Origin of the sequence: Peptostreptococcus sp. MV1 (assembly GCF_000758885.1) — a bacterium.
Taxonomy (GTDB): Bacteria; Bacillota; Clostridia; order Peptostreptococcales; family Peptostreptococcaceae; genus Peptostreptococcus.
In genome coordinates, this window is the sequence record NZ_JRNB01000118.1 from 63,757 (window position 1) to 84,826 (window position 21,070).

The 21,070-nt window shown below is 38.7% G+C and carries 13 protein-coding genes; 2 read left to right on the forward strand and 11 right to left on the reverse strand.

Annotation, left to right across the window (positions count from 1 at the left end):
* Positions 1-78 precede the first annotated feature (78 nt).
* Positions 79-1,368, reverse strand: a complete 1,290-nt coding sequence (locus HMPREF1639_RS07975) for an ABC transporter substrate-binding protein (protein ID WP_036765296.1) — start codon at positions 1,366-1,368, stop codon at positions 79-81.
* Between the two features lie 86 nt (positions 1,369-1,454).
* Entirely contained in the window at positions 1,455-2,444 is a 990-nt protein-coding gene (locus HMPREF1639_RS07980) for a LacI family DNA-binding transcriptional regulator (RefSeq protein WP_036765297.1), read from the reverse strand.
* Positions 2,445-2,741: 297 nt separating this feature from the next.
* On the opposite strand from HMPREF1639_RS07980, the gene HMPREF1639_RS07985 reads away from it, so the two are divergent.
* Together HMPREF1639_RS07985 and HMPREF1639_RS07990 are read left to right on the forward strand one after the other, a co-directional pair.
* Complete coding sequence (locus HMPREF1639_RS07985; protein ID WP_036765299.1) at positions 2,742-3,629, forward strand: ROK family protein; 888 nt, start codon at positions 2,742-2,744, stop codon at positions 3,627-3,629.
* Positions 3,630-3,747: 118 nt separating this feature from the next.
* Positions 3,748-4,203: a low molecular weight protein-tyrosine-phosphatase gene (locus HMPREF1639_RS07990; RefSeq protein WP_036765300.1), complete on the forward strand. Its 456-nt coding sequence runs from the start codon at positions 3,748-3,750 to the stop codon at positions 4,201-4,203.
* A gap of 221 nt (positions 4,204-4,424) precedes the next feature.
* Here the strand turns inward: HMPREF1639_RS07990 and HMPREF1639_RS07995 are convergent, their stop codons facing one another.
* The 9 genes from HMPREF1639_RS07995 to HMPREF1639_RS08035 form a co-directional block, all read right to left on the reverse strand.
* Positions 4,425-5,756: an MATE family efflux transporter gene (locus tag HMPREF1639_RS07995; protein ID WP_036765302.1), complete on the reverse strand. Its 1,332-nt coding sequence runs from the start codon at positions 5,754-5,756 to the stop codon at positions 4,425-4,427.
* Positions 5,757-5,778: 22 nt separating this feature from the next.
* Positions 5,779-6,360, reverse strand: a complete 582-nt coding sequence (locus tag HMPREF1639_RS08000; RefSeq protein WP_036765303.1) for a TetR/AcrR family transcriptional regulator — start codon at positions 6,358-6,360, stop codon at positions 5,779-5,781.
* A 141-nt stretch (positions 6,361-6,501) separates the two neighbouring features.
* On the reverse strand, positions 6,502-7,200 hold the full coding sequence (locus HMPREF1639_RS08005) for an ATP-binding protein (protein WP_052045479.1): 699 nt from the start codon (positions 7,198-7,200) through the stop codon (positions 6,502-6,504).
* 40 nt (positions 7,201-7,240) lie between these two features.
* Complete coding sequence (locus tag HMPREF1639_RS08010; RefSeq protein ID WP_156955976.1) at positions 7,241-7,963, reverse strand: DUF6873 family GME fold protein; 723 nt, start codon at positions 7,961-7,963, stop codon at positions 7,241-7,243.
* Positions 7,964-7,967: 4 nt separating this feature from the next.
* A complete protein-coding gene (locus HMPREF1639_RS08015) occupies positions 7,968-9,296 on the reverse strand; it encodes an HlyC/CorC family transporter (RefSeq protein ID WP_036765305.1) in 1,329 nt (442 codons plus the stop codon).
* A 62-nt stretch (positions 9,297-9,358) separates the two neighbouring features.
* A complete protein-coding gene (locus tag HMPREF1639_RS08020; RefSeq protein ID WP_036765307.1) occupies positions 9,359-12,439 on the reverse strand; it encodes an AAA family ATPase in 3,081 nt (1,026 codons plus the stop codon).
* Positions 12,426-13,649, reverse strand: coding sequence for a metallophosphoesterase family protein (locus HMPREF1639_RS08025; protein WP_036765309.1), 1,224 nt, complete (start codon positions 13,647-13,649; stop codon positions 12,426-12,428). Before HMPREF1639_RS08025 ends, HMPREF1639_RS08020 begins: the two co-directional genes overlap by 14 nt.
* Before the next feature lie 16 nt (positions 13,650-13,665).
* Entirely contained in the window at positions 13,666-17,616 is a 3,951-nt protein-coding gene (gene addA, locus HMPREF1639_RS08030) for a helicase-exonuclease AddAB subunit AddA (protein WP_036765313.1), read from the reverse strand.
* Positions 17,606-21,070 (reverse strand): PD-(D/E)XK nuclease family protein, encoded by a 3,465-nt coding sequence (locus HMPREF1639_RS08035; RefSeq protein ID WP_052045481.1) that lies wholly within the window; start codon positions 21,068-21,070, stop codon positions 17,606-17,608. Before HMPREF1639_RS08035 ends, addA begins: the two co-directional genes overlap by 11 nt.

Consider the following 21,070-nt stretch of genomic DNA (forward strand, 5'->3'; position numbering starts at 1 on the left):
AATAGCCTCCTATAGCTTTTTAAAAACAAGGTGCTGACAAGTTGAAATCAACACGCAGCACCTCAATTTAATCATTTATTACTGTCTAGCCTGTTCCCAAGCCTTCTGTGAAGTCTTCACTATGTCATCCCAACTAGCTTGACCACTTACATATCTTTGTATTTCTGAGCCTAGAGTCTTCTGTCCCCAGCTTGATGGATATCCCATGAATACCCAGTTAATTGTGTTACCTTCTTTTGCATACTTGTATATTGTCTGAGCTAGTGGATCACTGATCTTAGATTCGTCAAACCCCTTATATGCTGGTATAAACTTGAACTGAGTTAGAACATATTCCTTACCCTTTTCAGAAGAGTACATCCAGTTTAAGAAGTCCTTAGCAGCCTTCTTAGTTGCATCGTCCTTAGCATTGTTTACTGCCCAGTACATTGGAACACCAACTGGTAGCTTACCTTCAGCAGCACCTTCTACTGAGATAGGTATCATACCCATATTCTTAGCTAGGTCAGAATCTATCTGTTCTACTGAATTGTATACCCAGTTACCCTGCTGAATCATAGCAACCTTACCCATTGAGAACAACTTTTCAACCTGCTGAGAGTAGTCTAAGCTTGCTGTTGGCTGTACTGAGTACTTGTTCTGCATATCAAGAACATCCTTGAACTGCTTGCCATACTTGAACTCTACATTCTTAGCTGTAAATGCCTTGTTGATATCTCCTTCAAATTCTGGAGAAAGGAACACATTTGATAGGTGAAGTCCTGTTACCCAGTCTTCCTTTGCTGGTAGAGCAAATACTGCATCTAAACCTAATTCTTTCTTCTTAGAATCTAAAGTCTTAACAGCCTCTGATAACTTAGCATAAGTATTTAGGTCTTCTGCCTTGATTCCAGCCTTTTCAAATACTGCCTTGTTGTAGATGAATCCGTAACCTTCCTGGTTGAATGGTAGACCGAATGTCTTGCCGTCAACTGTTACACCATCTAGAGTCTTTGGAAGAGCTTCCTTAGCAACTGGTACATCGCTTAGGTCTTCTAACTTAGTCTGCCAATCCTTAACATCCTGTGGACCACCAATGTTGAATATTGCTGGTTCATTTCCTGAAGAGAACTTAGACTTTAGTGCTGCACCATAGTCACCACCACCGCCTACAGTAGTAATGTTGATCTTAACATTTGGATTTTCCTTCATGTACTCTTGAGCCAACTTGTTGAACTGGTCCTTGAATTCTACCTTGAACTGGAATACATCCAACTGAACCTGGTCTCCACCAGATGACTGGCCACCGCCAGAATTTCCACAACCTGCTAGCATAGAAGTCGCCATAACTCCTACAGCAGCCAAACTTAGTAATTTTTTGAACTTCATAAAAAACCTCCTAAAAAATACTTTTAACACTTACGTTATATATTACATTTATTATAACCAAATCAATATTATAGCTGTATAACCTACTATTCTATCCTGTAGTCTACTATATCTAGCCTATCGACATCTTTTTTCTCAAGTATGTCTATAAGCTTTTCACAGCTACATTCACCTATCTTCATAGAGCCTACATCTACATTTACAATCCTGTACTTATCCTTGTTAAAACTATTAGACTCCGCTCCAAAAGCTCCAATTAATATATCTTTTTCTCTTCCTATACTAGATAAGTAATCAATAGCTCCAGAGAATATCAAAGCATCTGTAATAACTACCCCATCTATATACTGGTTGGCTAGCAAAAGTTTTTTCATAGACTCATAACCCTTTATCTTGTTAAATTCGTTTTCCTCAACCAGGTCACTACTAAAATAAAGGTTCCTCTCTTTTAATGACTGTATATAGCCATCATACCTATCAATTGTAACCATTGAGTCCCTCTTACCGCCAATGAAACCGATTTTCTTGCAACCAGCATCTGCTAGGCGATCAGTCAATTTTTTTGAAGCATCCACATTGTCAGTATCGACAGTATAAATATCATCATACTCTTCACTCTTACCTATCAAGATAAATGGGAACTTTATCTCCCTTAGGTAATTGACAGTTGAATCGCCAATCACTGACCTCATCAAGATAACACCATCCACCTTGTTGGCATTTACCAACCTCTTGATTGCATCTGTTTCATTCTTACCATTATAGGCTATCAGGGTGTCATAGCCCCTCTTACCTGCTGTCTTGGCAACTCCCCTCAGACTTTCCTGAAAAAAGGGATTCATAAAGAAATCGTCATCTGCTGGTAAAACCAATCCAACATTTTTAGATATCCTATTAGCCAGACTACGAGCAATGGCGCTTGGATGATAGTTCAACCTCTCCATAACCTCGAAAACCTTTTTCTTAGTACTATCGCTAATGTCTGGATAATTTCCGATAGCCCTAGATACAGTTGCCTTTGAGACGCCAGCTTCATCAGCCACAGTCTGCATAGTAACTTTTCTTTGCTTCTCCACTTTCGAAAAACCCCCTCACATTTGATAATACATTTAAAGTTACTAAACCGATTTCGTATTAATTTTATTAGTTACTTAACCGGTTTCGTTAACTTTATACACAATATATCACAATTGCTAACCGATTGCAAGGTGTTTTTTATAAATTTATTGAAAATTTTCATAATATAGATTATACTGGTTTTATGATTTACTAACCGATAGATTTTTTGTATTAAAAATATCTTTCGTGACCAGTCATTTATAGTTTATTTTGGAAGGGAGAAAAATGTATAAGGTACATTTTAATAGGAAAATATGAAACAATACATTTGTTTTGATGTTGGTGGTACTGGCATCAAATATGGCATAATTAAAGAAAATGGAAATATACTAGAAAAAGGAAGTATGGATTCAGAGGCTAGAACATCCGGCGGACCTGGAATAGTCAACAAGATGATAAAAAAGACTAAGGATTATTCTAGTAGATATGAACTATCTGGACTCGCTATTTCATCTCACGGCATGATAGACTCAAAAAATGGTATAGTCATGCATGCAGATGACCACCTAATACCAGGCTACTCTGGCATGAAGGTAAAGGAAATAATAGAAAGAGAAACAGGACTAACTTGTGAAATAGAAAATGATGTAAATGCTGCTGGTCTAGGTGAATTATGGCTGGGAGATGACACTGATAGCAGGCTAGTCAGTATGATTACTGTTGGTACAGGTATAGGGGCCTGCCTAATTCAGGATGGTCATTTAATAAACGGTGAATGTATGTGCGCAGGTGAAATAGGTAAAATTGTAATTCCTGGTGGAAGGTTTGAAGACCTTGCATCTGCCTATGCAATGACATCAGGTCTAGAGAAAAAGCTTGGACTAGAGTCCGATAGCCTAGATGGAAAAATGGTATTTGAAAAAATCCAAGCTGGTGACCAGGTATATATTGATGCAGTAGATGTGATGATCGACAAGCTTGCAATAGGATTGTCTACCCTTGCCTACATCTACAACCCTGGTATTATAATCCTAGGTGGCGGTATCATGGCTAGAGACGACTACTTTAGACCTAGATTAGAAACTGCCATGGCCAAATACCTGACTCCTTTGATACTAGACCATACAGAAATTAGGTTTGCTAAACTTAAGAATGATGCTGGTATGATAGGGGCTCTTAGAAATTTCTTGAATAAAAACTAAATTATTTAAATTTAACCTATTTTTATAAACACAAATGCTTACCTATGAGCAAGAATGGAATATATGATAAGATTATAATATAAATATTCTATACATATGAGAAAGGAATTCTAGTACTATGAAAATAATGTTTGTATGTCACGGAAATATATGCAGGTCTCCTATGGCTGAAGCCCTATTTCGCCACATGGTAGACCAGGAAGGCTTGAACGATAAAGTATTCATCGATTCATCAGCAACTTCCTATGAAGATATTGGCAACCCCGTCCATCCTGGCACAAGAAAGAAACTACAGGAATTCGGAATAGGTGTCGAAGGAATGTTTGCCACCAAGCTAAAAAAATCCGACTTAGATAAATTTGACTATATCTTCACTATGGACCAAAATAACATGAACAATATCAAAAGAGAGTTTGGCCCTATTGATGAATCAAAGGTCATGAAATTTATGGACCTGACTGACCATCCTAGGGATATTGCAGACCCTTGGTACACAGGTGACTTTGACCAGACCTACGATGACATCTATGAATCTTGTCTTTGTTTGATGAAACTTGTTAAAAGCAAAATTTAAAATACTAGCCTACAAAAATAGTACACAACAAATAGAGGGCACGCATTCCACACACATTGTACCTACCCCCCCAAAAAAAAGTTAGACCTAAAAATCTAAAATTTGGGAAGTCGGTTCACATGAAAATAAATGCATACCCTCTATTTTTTACTATACTAGCTTTAGTTAAGTCAATTCCTTAAAGCTTTCATCAATAACTTGACCACTGACCATGATAAATCTTATGCTAAATTTCTTGATTTTTTCATATACTTAAATACACTTAAAACTACCACAGATAAGTCGACTAATGGTATTGTCAACCAAATTCCATTTATACCTACTAGCATTGGAAGTAAAAATATAACTGGAACAAAAAGTATTATCTGCCTTAACATAACTAACAAGCCAGCAGTCTTTCCATCTCCAATCGACTGGAAAAATGTCAAGACCATTATCATTAGACCATAAAGTATAAATACACTGTAGAGCATCCTAAAAGCCGGTATACCCATTGCTAGAGTCATTTCCTTAATCCCAAATGCCATCAGCACATTTTTAGTTAAAATTTCTGACGGTATCCAAAATATTCCAGCCAAAACAAAGGAACCCAATGTAAATACCTTAAAAATTGACCTGACCCTATCAAAATTACCTGCTCCATAATTAGCACCTATAGCAGGCTGTAGCCCCTGACTCATACCCCAAATTGGTATAAAAGAGAAGGACAAAACCCTAAGAACAACAGCCATAATCGCCGCAGCCTGGTCCCCTCCATATTTAAAGGCTTGGCTATATAGTAGACTCTGCTGGATTATAGTCAATACCTGCATCAGCATGGCTGAAACTCCTACACAAAATACCTCTTTCGATATAGTCTGCTCATTTCGTATACCCCTTATTTTCACGGTCTCGCTCTTGACCTTAAAGTAATATATTGTTACCAATCCCTGGATTACCTGGGCTGTAACAGTTGCTACAGCAGCACCTTCAACACCATACTCACCCATACTAATCATCAAAATCGGGTCCAAGACAATATTTATAAGAGCTCCAGCTCCCATAATCATCATAGCCCTTTTCATCAAACCTTCACCACGCATTACCATATTGGCAGCCTGGGTAAAATTAACAAATATAGAACCTATAAAAATTATCCTTAAATACCTACTCGCATAGTTAAGTATGTCACCACTAGCACCGACAAGAGCTAACATCTTTTCACAAAATACTATACCCACTATAGTAATTATCGTTGAAAATAATATCACCCAAAATGACAGATTAGCCATTATTTTGTCGATAGTCGACCTATCCCTCTTACCAAGTGCCCTTGATAAAACTGAAGCCGAACCTACACCAATCAAGGTTGATACACCCGTATTAAAATAGGTAAAGGGCATGGCTATACCAACAGCTGTCATCTCCTTCTGACCTAGTATCTGACCAGCAAAAATACCGTCCATCAAAGGATATAAACCTATCACAATCATCCCCAATATAGCTGGAACTGATAGCTTTACCATGATATCAATCGGTCTCATGCTCAATAATTCTTCGCTATTTTTATTCATCACTAACTACCTTTCTAGTCACCTATTCATTCTTTCTCAGTAGCGATAAAAACATATCCTCAAGTAGATATCTTTTTCTAATAAAACTCTCTCTGACACCAAGTAGACCACATGCAAGTATAATTGAGTTAATTATATCCGTCAAATAGTCGCAAAAATCTCTTGATAGTGGCTTGTATCCCACCCTCACCAAAATAGATTGTAACTTTTCCATATTTGTGTCCTTGATTTCACTATATAGCCTTCTCAATTCTTCATTTTCCTGAATTTCCTGCAAAAACATCACATAAATTGGCATATATTCATTGTCATCAAGACACTTATCTACAATAATTTTAGCCATAAGTTCATTAGTTAGATTTCCAGATTCTTCTTCCATCCTTTTGTTCATCAGGTCAAACCTGTACTCACAACCCAAAATCATGACATCATATAATATTTCTGATGTTTTTTTGTAGTGATGATATAGACCACCAATTGACAGACCACTTGCCTTTACAATATCCTGCATAGTCGTGTTCTTGTATCCCTTTTCTAGAAATATTTCCATCGCCTTGACTTGTATTTCTTTTTTTCTTTCTTCACTAGTTAATCTTTTTCTCATAGAGGCCTCCTTACCGATACTATCATCGGTAGCTATATTATACTACTTATTTTAATATTTGGCAATAATAAATACTATCATTTATAAAAAAGTGCAGAATCACACCTATGATTCTGCACTTAAACAATCTGGTCGTCATCACTATTCCAACAACCAGTCAATCAAATTTACAACCCTTATACCCTCATAATTTCCTCTTGTATACCTATCCAGGCTAAGAACTATTTTTTCATAATTGTCCGCTATTGACTTGAGTGGTCTCATCTCTCTATCAAATGTTGCTTGTTCAACCATACTAGCGGTAACTTGATAATAAACCACTTCATCATTTTTCCTAGCAACAAAATCAACCTCAGTACTTCTAAGCTTGCCTATATTTACACGATACCCTCTTCTTAATAATTCAAAATACACTATATTCTCTATAGAAAATCCCAAATCATAATTTTTCCTTGGCAATATATAATTCCTCAAGCCCAAATCTACAATATAAAATTTCCTATTTTGCTTTAATACTTCCTTGCCCACGATATCAAAACGCTCAACTGGATAAAAAACAAACGATTCACACAAGGCATTCAGGTAGTCATCAACTGTATTGGCCGACACTTTACGACCATTAGAAATCAAATAATTAGTAATACTTCTGACACTTACAGGACTACCAATCACACTAGACATATATTTGGCTATCATCTTTAAAAGAGCTATATCATTAATCTTACTATTTTTGGATTTACTTACCCTTCTAAACTGTCTCTCCTCAATATCCCTAACTATAACTGTATTGTAAATTCCTTCAATATATATATCAAATAAGTCGGAATCAGATCCAAGCATAGTTAGATTCAGTCATATTATATAAATTTGAATATCACCCCTAAAACACTATTCCACTACCATAGTCTTTCAAGCCACCAGTCCCCAGTGACACTACCTTCTTGCCATGCGCCTCTATAAACTGCCTGATCATCCCACCATCAGGGTGGCTATCTAGGTCACCAAAAAAACCAATTCTTGCCTGACCCAAGTCACAACTTGCCCCACCTATAAAACCATAATCCATTCCAACTAGGTCAATGTGGCCTGGTCTTATCTTCAAGACATGGAGTCCCCTTTCATTCAAAATCCTGTAGAGTCCCTCGTCTGCTGTTATTACTGCATCCTCACTTACCTGACAGATGGAACAGTTTGCATACCCTTGCTTTACATCGATTATTTCTAAATTTTCCTTTTCTTCAAGCAGGTCTATGAGTCTTGGCTCCATTGATTCAAGTCGACCTATTGCATATCTTCCTGTAAAGGCTATGTTTAGGGCTACATCATGAGGATATTTTTTCCCTAGACTTTTTGTACCTTGAATCAACCTATATTTGCGGTTGGTAGCCAGATTCAATTTTTCACCTAGAATATTGAGATAGTAATCATATGATTCTTTTGAACACACAAAAGTTGACCCATCAAAAAATATTGACAGGTCAACGTGTCCTCTTAAACCTTCATAGAGCTGACTCTGGTCATATGAATCATATATTTCAAATCCCAATACTTCTAGACTATCCCTTATTTCTTTATCCATCCTATAATCTACTATAATATTCATAAAACTAGTCATTGTCCTTATTATTTTCTTTTTCTATATATTCCTTGAATGATATTTCATCATCATTTTTTTCGATTTCCTTGACATCCATCTGAAGCTTTTCTATCCTGTTTTTGTCAAGAGATATTACCTTGACCTTGATGGATTCATCTAACTGGATTTCCTGACCCTCTTCTGGTAGACCATTGATATAGCCCATTACATATCCACCTATGGAGTCAAACTCATCTGATTCTAATTCATTGTAGAGGTACTCATTGACATCTGTCAACTTGGTACCACCATCTACTAGGTACTTGTTTTCAGCTATCTTTACGATTTCTTCTTTATCCTCATCGTATTCATCTTCTATATCTCCTACCAAGACTTCTACTAGGTCCTCTATAGTCAGGAGTCCTGATGTACCACCATATTCATCTAGGACAATAGCTATCTGTGTCTTGGCAAGCTTCATTTCTTCCAATAACTGGGATATCTTCTTGAATTCATAGGTAAAGAAGGCCTCTCTCATATAGTTTTCTACGTTGAAATTTTCCTCTTCCTCGTCTGTCAAAAATACTATATCTTTTATATTTAAGATACCGATTATATCGTCCACACTCTCCCTGTAGACTGGCATCCTGCTAAACTTTTCTTCTCTGAATACTTCCAAGACATCTTCATAGCTTGAATCTACATTTATAGTGACCATGTCAATCCTCTGAACCATGGCATCATCAGCCTTCATATCACCAAATTCAAAGACATTGTTGATTATATCTCTTTCCTCATGCTCCAAGACACCCTCTTCATGGCTGACATTAACCATTATTTTTAGGTCTTCCTCAGTTACCAGTGACTTTGGGTCGTCATCTTCTATCCTAAATATCTTGAATATCACGACAGTCACTATATTTATAATGAATACAAATGGTGTCAGAACTATTATTACTAGCCTTAGTATTTTGGCAAAGGCTAGGGAAACCCTCTCCTTATTGTTGGCTGCAAGAGTCTTTGGAGTCACTTCACCAAATACTAATACTATGACCGTCATGACCAAGGTAGCCATGGCTATACCCTGATTGCCAAATATACTCATAAACAGAGATGTAGATATGGATGTGGCAGCTATATTCACTACATTGTTGCCTACTAGAATTGAGCTCAACAATTTTTTAGGCTGGTCTATTAAATTTTCCAATACACTGGCGCCCTTGACGCCATTTTCCCTTAGGTGCCTAATCCTCACCTTGCTAACTGACATTACTGCTGTCTCAGATGCAGAAAAAAATGCTGATATTATTACTAACCCTATTAAAACTACAACCTGAATCCATAAACTACCAGAATCCAATAAAACCACTCTCCTATTATCGAAATTTATCTTGATTTCATTATAACATAATTATTTTTATTTTACCATGAAAGCTTGACTTTAGAAGATGATTCTATCTCATCAAACTCCACCTCTAGCCTGACTGGTATCATATTTTTAAGCTCTTCCACATGACTGATTATACCCACACTCATATTTTGTCCCTGGAGCTTTTCTAATGAATTCATGACTGTATCCAGTAGGTCCCTATCAAGGCTTCCAAATCCTTCATCCAAGAAAAAGAATTCTAGTGGAGCAGACCCCTTTAATTGTATCTGTGAAGACAAGGCTAGGGCTAGGGCTAGGGATGTAAGGAAGTTTTCTCCCCCTGACAGGGTATCTGCTGACCTTCTCAATCCTCCCTTGTAGTTATCCCTGATGACAAAGGCATAGTCTCCATCTATTTCCAGGGCATACCTGCCATTTGTGATTAGGTCCAACCTCTGCGATGCATCATGCACTATATTCTGTAGGTATATCTGGGCCAAGTACTCTACAAACTTATTTCCCCTTAGGAGCTTTTCAAGTTCTAAAATTGAGTCCATACTGGCCTGGTAGCCTGCAAGATCTTTTTTAAAGCTAGCTACAAGGTCTAAGTCTTGTCCCATTTTTTTATACTGATAGCTGAACCTTGACAGCTTATCCTTCAAGTGGTCGACAACTTCTGTGAGCTTTTTGCATATCTCCTCTTGTTGAACTAACTGAGCTTCATCTAACGACCTACCGCCTAGACTCTCTGACAATAGTTTTATAGAATGACTCGTCTCCAATACTTTTTTGTCATAATCTTCTACTTGAGCTAGGGCTTGGTCGTAGTCATCCCTAGTCAAGGACTCTTCCCTTATCCTATCTATATCCTTGAATTCTTGTCTGGACAAGATAGTTGCCTTCATTCCTTGGGCTACTTCCCGGTCTTTAGATAGTTCATTGTAGGCTTGGGTGATTACCCTTTCTTTTGACTTTAGGTCTTCTAGCTTGTCTATTTGAGCCTGAATATTCCTGCTTAAACTGTCAAAGGCCTCTTCCTTCTTTTGCATATCTTGGTAGACTTCCTCCAAGCTATCTACTCCTAGACCTAATTTTAGGGGACTTAGCCTGCTATCAATATTTTCTATAGACTCATCAAGCCCACTTATATTTGACTTATATACCCCTATCCTGCTTTTTCTTGATTCTAGGTCTATTGTAAGATTATTTATATCTTTTTCTATTTCAAGTTTGTCCCTATGAACCTGATCTTTTTCCTTGTTTAATTTAGCTATTTCCCTTTCCTTTAAACTCTTTAGAGACCTTTCCCTGTCCAATTGGTCTTTGGAGGACTTATAGACTGACCTTATTTCTCCTAAGTCCTTCTTGCCTAAGTCATCTTCTAAGACCTTTATCTCCTCTTCTTCAAGTGATAGTTGAACTTCCAGCTTACCCAGCTTTAACCTCATCTGATCTCTATGGTCAATCAACTTTTCCAAGTTTACTTGCGCCTGGTCAATCTTCATCTTGTAGGCATCTAGGTCTATATCATACATTGCCTGATAATCAAGGCTGACTATTTTAGAGCCACAGACTGGGCAGGCTTGCCCCTGGTGGTCATGATCTAGTAGGATGCTTTTAAGGTCTTTTGCCAGATCTTGAATCCTGACCTGGGTATTTTCCTTGATCATATTATCAAGACCTAATTTTTGGTCTTTTATTTCTTTTTCGAGTAGTTCTAGACTTTTCTTTAATTTAGCTATTTCTTCTTGCCTTAGACTTGACTTGTCTTTTAAAAGCTTGTATTTTGCCTCATTTTCCTCATATTTGGACAGACTTGAGGCTAGCTCATGCAGGCTAGTATTCATCTCCATTAGCTGGTCATCACTTACTAGCTGAATTTTTTCTTCCTCGATTATTGCATCAATTATATTACCGATTTGTTCTTCTATTTTATCTAATTCTTCCCGCTTGACCTCTAGGGATTTTTCTATACTTTTGCTAGTGGTTAGGTCTTTGGATACCAGAGCTTCCTGTTTGGCCTTGTCCTCTTCTTGCTGATTTTTAGATACTTCCAGCTGGTAGGCTTCTCTTAACCTATTCTTATAGTCGCTATCTTGCCTCATGTCTTTAATCTTGCTTTCTAGCTGGCCTAATATATCAGATTCCCTAGCCATGTCTTCATCAAGCTTCTTCTTATTTTTGTCTGCTAGGTTGAGTTCTTGATTTATTTTAACTAGTTGGGCATCTAAATCTTCTATTTTTTTGATATCCGCTTCCAAGCCAAAGTAGGTCCTACTAGTTTCCAACCTAGATCTTAGAAACTCCATTTCTTCTCTTTGACTAGATAAGTTTTTTTCTATTAAATCTAACTTGGCCTTGTCAGACATTAATTTATAAACTTCCCTGTATTCTTCATAGAGCTTGTCCGCCTCTGTTAGACTATTTTTGCTAGAAGCTAGTTCATTATTCACGTCTTTTATATTTTCTTCCAGGTCCTTGTAGGCTTGAGCGGTCACATCTGGATATTCTGCCAGCTTGGCCTGGACTATATTTATCTGGTCATTTACTGACTTCTTATTCCTGGCGAGTGATATATTTAAATCTGTCCCATATTCTTCTAGGTTGAATATCCTCTCCAGCATATTTCTCCTGTCCTTGCCAGTAAGGGATAGGAACTCTCCAAACCTTCCCTGGGGCAATACTACTGACTTTAAAAAGTCGCTCTCTTCTAGTCCCAATATAGATTTTATCTGGCTGTTTACCTCTCCAACCTTGTCTGCTAGTACCTCGTATTCACCACTAGCATCCATTGACATTAGCCTTACATAGTCACTAACTGCTGAAGTCTTACCTGACTTTTCCTTTTTCTTGAACCTCCTAGTAACCATGTATCTAGCCCTATCTGAACCTAGTCCCAGTTCAAAGGTATAGAATATACTGGCCTTGTCCCTGTTGGAATTGATAAATTCCTTGGTCCCCCTAGCTATATTGCCATAAAGAGCCAGGGTCATGGCATCCAATATGGTAGACTTACCGGACCCCGTCTTGCCAAATATGCCAAATATACCCCTGGATGTCAGTGTCTCAAAGTCTATAACCTGCTTGGAAGCATAGCTGTTTATCCCATCAATTTCTAGTCTAATTGGTTTCATTGTCCATGCCCTCCTTGCTGATTAATTTATTGAAGAGGTCGACAAGTTCTTGTCTTGGATTCTTGCCATCATTTTCTCCCTTGTAAAAGTCAACAAAGTACTCACTAATACTGGCCCTATTTATATCTATCATCTCTCTTTTCACCCATGCCTGGTCGCCCTTCAAAACTGGCTTTATCTCAATTATATTTTTTATTAATTTCTTCATCTGCCTAATACTCTCAAGGTCAATGCTATCCTTGGTCTCTATCTCAAAATAGGCAAATATATCCTGGCCTGACCTCTCCTGGCATATTTCCATTGCATCATCTAGGCCAGAAGTCTTAAATAGGCATATAGGCCTGTAATTATCTAGCAAAATCTGGCTAACATCAGGCTCCTGACCTGGCTCCAGGTCTACTAGGTAGACTGATTTGGATGATGTCCTTTCGTTTTTGCTGTACTGGATTGGTGACCCTGAATAGTAGGCCCTGTATTCCTTGGATATCCTCTGCGGCTTATGAATATGTCCAAGTGCGGTGTACTGGGACCTGGCTGGTAGGTCTGATTTTTCAACCAAGAGACTGCCTCCAAGCTCTATCCTACGCTCAGAATCAGATATAGCCGAACCAACAACAAATATATGGCTAAGGGCTATATTGATTTCATCATCCCTATATAGGCCTTCCAAATCCCTAAATATCCTGCCTATTTTTTTCGAATATGTTTCCTGCATCTCACCTATATCGTCAGTCTGGTCATAGGCATCATTTAACCTCTTTTCACTTGGGTAGGGCAGGCTGATTATATTGATTTTTTGTCCCCTTACAGCTAGTTTAGTAAAACCTGGTCTCGCATGGTCTATAGAAAATCCCTTGTAATCCCCTTCTTTAGCCTGGCTCCTTGGGTAACCCAATATGGTAATTCCCAGGCTTTCCACTAGGGGTTTGACTGATTCTAGCCTATCTGGATTGTCGTGGTTGCCGGCAATTATAAATATAGGCCTCTCTCCACCCTTGGCCAGTCTTTCTATAGTCCTATAAAATAGGGACTCAGCACTTGATGGGGGATTGTAGCTGTCGTATATATCACCAGCTACTAGGACCAGGTCTACCTGGTTTGCTTCCACAATATTTATCAGGTTGTCGCAAAATTTGACCTGTTCATCATGTCTATCATGGCCTTCTAGGGTTTTTCCAAGATGCCAGTCTGACGTATGAAGAATCCTCATAAAAACCTCCCTTCTATTAGTAAGAAACTAAATCTCCCCTACTAAATAGGTATATATGTTTTTCCTTTACCTTCTTACCCGAAATATCCTCAAGTGCTCTTGCATAAAGGTCTAACTGTGGCCTATACCTTGCCACTACCTGGTCGTAGTTATCTTGGTTGACATAGTCTGTCTTGTAGTCTAGCAAGACCAAGTCACCATCCTGGTCTTCGAAAAATGCGTCTACTATACCTACCAACATCATCCTTTCACTCTCATCTATTCCTTCATCCCTGTATATCTGGGCTACTCCTATATTGTAGTCAATAGCAGTCTCCCTGTGTAGAAGCCCCAGACTATCTGCCTGACTCATCCTGGCAAAGATTGAAGTCTTGACAAAGTCTCTTATCCACTTCCTATTCACTGTATCCAGTTCTTCTTGCCTTAGTATATTCTTGGCAACCAAGGCCTCTAGGTCAGCCTCTAACTTATTCTCCACAGCCTCAACATTATGGCTTATCTTGGCCAATCCTTGGAAATCCAATAATTCCATAACTAGGTGGAAGATAGTTCCCTTTTCTGCTGAGCTGTAGGATATTTTCTTTTTAGAAGTATGCATAAAGGCTGGCGTCTTTAGGTCTGGTATCTGCCTCTTCATATACATACTCTCGTGCATATCTTGGTCATCTGCCTCCAGTATTTTTTTTACCTCTGACACTGATATACTAGCTGGCTTGAGAGCGCTGGCCTGGTAGTCGTAAGGTTTAATGACTAACTTATTACCCGCTTTCTCATGACCACTAGTCTTGACCTTTTTATTTTCAATATCTGCATCCAAGTCACTTTTCTCCTTATCAGGCTCTTTTCTATCGGCTTCAGCTTTATCATATATAACTTCAGGCACCTCATCTCTAGCTTCAAAATTCTTGAGTCTCTTAAAGGCTGATAACTTGTCTTCAAGATTTACTATCCATTGGCAATCCTTGTAACCCAAATAGTCACATTCATGACCACTTGCATCAAGGGCCTTGCCCCTGACCTCAAGGTTGGCTATAGACATCATAATCCAGTCTAGATAGTTGCTACTTTTTAGTATCTCAAGGCTATCTATATCTCCATCCTGGTTCTTAATCACAGACTTCCAGGCATCTAACTTATTATCGTAATCGTCCACACTAGCAAAGAAAATTAACTTTTCCTTGGCCCTGGTCATGGCAACATAGAGTAGCCTCATTTCCTCAGCTAATTGTTCTAGCCTCTTCTTTTGGTCTATATATTTCTTGGCCAGGCTTGGGAACCTAATCCTCCTAGTCTTGTCTATTATTTCCGGTCCATAACCTAGGTCTTGGTGGAGTGACAACCTATAGTCGCTGGACCTAAAATTAAACTTACCATCTGCATTGGCCACTATTACCACAGGAAATTCCAGCCCCTTACTCTTGTGGATAGACATCAATCTTACCACATTGGCATCCTCTGAGACCTCCTTGGCCTCACCAAAGTCAGCCCCCCTAGTCTTGACCCTATCTAAGTAGTTTACAAAGTTAAATAGTCCCTTGAAGGAAGACTTTTCAAACTTCCTAGCCCTCTCAAAAAATAGCATCAGGTTGTTTTGCCTGTGCTGGCCCATTTCCAAGCCACCAACATAAGCATAATAGCCCGTTGCCTTGAGCAAATACCATATAAACTCATCAAGTGGCATTAGGATGGATTTCTTCCTATAATCCTCTAGCTGGTCCATAAAGGATATGACCCTAGTCCTCAGGTCTTGGTAGTCCTCTCCCAAGTTCACTAAGTTTTCTTGGTCCATACTATATAACTTGTCCAAGAGTCCGTAGATATCAAGGTCTTTGTCTAGAAGCCTCAAAAGGGCAAAGTCTCTAGGCTCAAAGCCATATATTGGCGACCTCATTACAGATAGAAGGCATATATCCTGCCTAGGATTGTCTATTATCCTGAGTAGGTTTTCAAATATGCTGACCTCAATAGTAGAGAAATAGTCCCCACCCAGGTCCGAATAAAGAGGTATAGCAAATTGGCCAAATACATCTTCTATATCGTCTAACTTGGACCTTGGCGACCTTACTAAGACTACTATATCCCTGTAGTCCAACTGCCTATATTTGTCTATTTTTTTGTCAAATATCAAATATGGTTTATCCTTGTTATTGACTATATCATAAATATATGCCCCCATAGCCTGACACTGGGACCTAAAGGCCGATACAATCCTAAATTCTTCCTCTTCAACTGGCTCTAGGTCCATATCCTCATCCTTGTATTTCTTGTCGACAAGCCTGACTTCTACAGGACCAGCTAGGTTATAGCTTTCAACTGTAACTTCCTTAAAAATAGCACCAGGATTCAACCTTTCTTCCTCAGTATAGTCAAGTTCTCCTGTGTCTTGCCTCATTATAGACATAAATACATGGTTGCAGGCCTCTAGGACCTGACTCCTACTCCTAAAGTTGTTGTACAGAAGTATCTTTCTTCCGTCGTCTACTGGTCCCTGGCTAATCCTGTAGCTCATATATTTTTTCATAAAGATCTCTGGCATGGCCTGTCTAAACCTATATATACTCTGCTTGACATCCCCGACCATAAACCTATTTCCTGGCTTGTCCCTTGAAATAGTCGAAAGAATTAATTCCTGAACCATGTTACTATCCTGGTATTCATCTATAAACACCTCTTCATATAGGTCCCTATAGGCTAGACCAATCTTGCTAGGTCCCACCTGGCCATTTGACATTTCAGTTAGAATATCTAGGGCTGTATGCTCTGTATCTGCAAAGTCAATCAGGCCCAAGGCCTTCTTCTTTATCCTGTAGGCCTGCCTAAAGGTCTTGGTTAGGTCTGACAGGGCCCTCATATATGGATATGCCAGGTCTAGCTCCACCCTCACATCATCCATGCTAATATACAGCTTGCCTAGACTCATATTGATTGTCTTTAAGGCTTCACCTGCTACTTCCTTTATTTTTTTATAGTCTTCCTTTACATAATCATCTGCCTTGGAAGATATCCTGAAATTCTTTATCTTGGCTTGTCCAGTCCTATATAGATCTATGACTTCCTTTAGTTTAACAAGGTCTAAATCAGTAAGACCAGACTCCAAATCACCTTCAGTTTTATTATCTGACTCGCTAGTTAAGTTGTGAATACCATCCTTTGATATTGAATCAGATGTAAAACAGTCTAAAATTGGTCTGATATAGGCACAGTGATTCATCAAAAAATCCCTGTATTTCACTAGGTCTTCATAGCCATCAAGCCTATCGATAGCTTGTTCAAGCCTATATACAGATGAAGCCAATAATTTGACTTCATGAAATAGAATAGGACCTAAATAAGACTCAAAAATCTCCTTATCATCCTTATCTTTAGTATTAAATCTCTCAGCTGCCTCGTCCAGCCAAAGGTCTGGATAGGCTGAAGAGTCTACAAAGTTATTTAACATCAAGACTATATCCATCAGGGGTTTGTCATCATTTCTAGCCGAATAAATATCTACCAGTCTCAAAAATCCCTCATTTTTTTCATCATAAAGGTCTTCAAAAAGGTCTTCTATTAGGTCTTTTTTTATCATCTCAACCTCTACAGGATCACCTATCCTGACATTTGGGTCAAGGTCAGTTGCATGAAAGTTATCTCTCACAAGACGTCCACAAAATGAGTTTATAGTTGTAATATCCGCCCTGTTTAATAGTAGCATCTGCCTCTGTAGGTGGTCGCTATCTGGGTCTTTTTCAAGAGCTTCTTCTAGGGCCAAGCCCACCCTTTCCTTCATCTCATTGGCAGCAGCATTGGTAAAGGTGACCACTAATAACTTGTCTATATCTATAGGCTTGTCCTTATCGGTAACTAGCCTTATTATCCTCTCTATAAGGACAGCTGTCTTTCCCGAACCAGCTGCAGCAGCCACTAGGAGGTTTGACCCCCTATGGTCTATTACACTTGCCTGGTCTCTTGTCCACTTAGTCGCCACTAGTTACCACCCCTTTCTCATTATTATTCAAGGCTTCCTCACCATTATTCTTAAATACTTCTTCATCCGTCTGTCTTTTCATTGCTTCTTCATTCTTTTTTGCCAGCACTTCCACTATTTGACTATAACGGCCTGACGCAGCTTTGTTGTCGCCCTTATCCTTCTTAGGTTTCTTGTCAACTGGTATATCTACAACCCTGTAGGCATTAGTCCTCATGGCTGGGTCAAATTGGCAAACAGACCTGTATTCACAGTATGCACAACCATTGGATTCTCCTATCCTATATGGGCTAATATCAATCCTACCACCATATATGTCCTGACATATCTCTCTTGACTTATTCATTACGAAGGTCCTTACAGTATCAAATTCCTCTGGTGACATACTAGTTGTACGACTCTCATAAACAAGTCCATCTTTTTTCAGGGTGACCTTCATTATATCTGAAGCGCCTCCAGCTACTAGGTCCCTATCCAGATGTTCCAATATATCGTAGTCTTTTACTACTAGGCCACTAAATTTATTATCCTGTAATAGTTTTAGGTCTCTTTCACTATCGGATATGGCCACACCATCTCCCAGTCCTTCCAAACTTAGGTCACTATTGGCTAGGTTGGAATAAAGTATGGCTGCTGGCTCTAGCCTACCCGACTTGTCAGCCCTTAAGACTGCATTCATATACATAAACAACTGAAGTTGTAGACCTCCATATAGCCTGGTCATGTCTATATCTCTACCTGAAGACTTGTAGTCAATTACTCTTACAAATTCCCTATTACCATCCAGGCAAGTATCCAGCCTATCAATCTTTCCTATAATATTTACCCTTCTTCCTCCATCCAGGTCTAACCTAAGTGGTGGATAGGCAGCATTAAAGCCAAATTCCAACTCAAAACCCCTAGGTTCAAAATCACCCTTATTTATCTGCTTGGACATATTGTCTATGGCATCCACCAATGACCTATTCAACCTACCGTAAAGGTACCTGTATTTTTCTGAACTATCCAATATATATCCCTGCCTAGACTTTACTAGGTACTCAGAAATACTTGCGACTGCCCCAGCAATATAGTCCTTGTCTATATCCTTCCAAGTCAAAGAGTCCTTGGCCAAGGACTTGGAAAAGTCATCGAGTATCTTGTGGGAATATATACCTGAATCCATTGGAGAAAACTCATTCACAGGCCTCTCCTTGGCATCTAGCCCATACCTCATAAAATATGAAAAAGGACATGATGCGTATTTTTCAATCCTCGATACACTAAAAACTCCGCCACCATAAAGACTCTTGGCTAGATCTAGACCTAGACTAGGGACCTTGTTATCATAACTTTCACTGGACATACTCATTTTTTCTGTCATATCTTTTTCTTCTTCACCGACTAGCTGGTCATATATATAACTAGTATCTAGGTTTGACTCTAGGAAATTTTCAATCCTTATCTTTGGGAATATCTTTGTAATCTTTTTTACCAGGCTAGACATCCTAAGTGCCTTGCCTTCAAAGTCTGACACCGGATATGTAAGAATCAACCTCTCTCTGGCCAAGCCCATAGCTCTGTATACCAAGAAAAGTTCATCGAAGGTCTTGGATATTATATCAGAATCAAATCTTATACCCATTTGACCTATCTTTTCCTTATCTCTATCATTTATCAGGGTCTGGTCACCTATCGTCTTAGGAAATACTCCATCATTTACACCCATCAGGATTAGGACCCTTGTATCTGGATTTTTCATCCTGTCTACACTAGTGACAAATACCTGGTCTCGTGATGGCGGTATTAGGCCTAGTTCAAAACCATCCAAGTCAGCCTCCATCAGCCTCATAAACCTCTCTATCCCTATCCTTTCGTCCCCCAAAAATTCAACCATCTCATCCAATACATCTATAAAGATGTTCCACACTTGTGAATATTCCTTGGCCTTGTAGTAGTCTTCTTCCTCTTTAAAGGCTTCTATCAATTTATTTATCCTATCAGGAAGCCCTATATCTAGGGAAAATTCATAAAGATATGAGGAAATCTCTCTGACTGTATTCTTACCCTTGAGCTTGTCGTGCAGGTTTTTTACAGGTTCCATAGCCCTTTGCCTGATGTCATTAATTATGCTCATATCTATTTCAGAATCATCATCTATATTGTGAACTAGGGGTCTATCCCAGTCTTTAAACCACCTTGTCCCCCTTATACCATTTGCAATTACATAGTTTTCTAGAAGACTAACATCACTTGCCCCTATACCAAGCAGGCCACTCTTTAAGTATGTAAATACAGACTTGTAGGAGTAGTTTTCCTTTTTCATATTCAATATCGATGTCAGCAAGACCAGTATAGGATTAGTTTTTGCCCCTAACTTTTGGTCCAAGAAATATGAAAGTTTGTAATCTTTAAATATTGCCCTGACCAAGTAGGCATAGGAATCTAGGTCTCTTGTAGCCACTGTTATTTCCCTATACCTATAGCCCTTTTGGACTAATTCTACTATCTTGGCAGCCACATACTCTACTTCCTTGTATATGTTTTCAAACTCCAAGATATCTATATTATCTACATCCTTGTCATATTGCTTAGGTCTGTAGAGATTTATATTCTTCTCTAAATAGGCTAGCTCACTCGATGAATAGTAGTTCTCGCTAGAAATATCTATATCTTTTAATCTCTTTAAGCCTTGTTTCCTGCATATATCATTAATTGTAAGATAGGTAATATGGGTCTTTGAAAAAACACTTCTTACCTCTAACTTTGAACCTAGGTCCAGTAGGAGAGATACATAAGTATTTTTAGCTAAGGCTATTAGGCTTTCTATCAGGTCATACTGGACAGGCGTAAAACCTGTAAATTCATCTATAAATATACTGGCCTCTCTAATGTCATCGTAAGCAGTCAGTTTTTTTGAAAACAATTTGATCCAATCTTCTGTATCTATATAGTCTTCTTCCATCAGTTTCGTGTAGGAAGAATAAATCTTGCTTATATCCTCTAGCTTGACCTTCAAGGCTTCATCTTTGGTTTTTACAGCCATGTCTTCAAGCTCTTCTAGGCCTATCTTATTCTGTTTCAATTCAATCAAGGCGTCCTTTACCATATCCACTAGACCAGTCGAATCTTGTGGCATCTTCAATGTCTTGAGTTCCTTAGAAACTGACTCAATTGCCCTGTAAGTAAGCATACCCCTAGCACTTGAACTTAGCTTTTTCTCCTTCAAGCCACCGACCTTGGTAAATACCATATTGGACAGGGTAGACATACTAACCACCCTTATCCTCAGATCTGGATCCCTGTCCTCCAAAAGTCTCAAACTGAGTTTTTTCTCCATCTCAAATGTATACTTCTCTGGCACTAGTATAAATATCGGCCCCTTAGACCCTGACCTGGCCTCTTTGAAGCAAAGGTCTAAAATGGCCTGGCTCCTGTCAGAACCAATCCTACCCCTAATAAATCCTACTCCCAT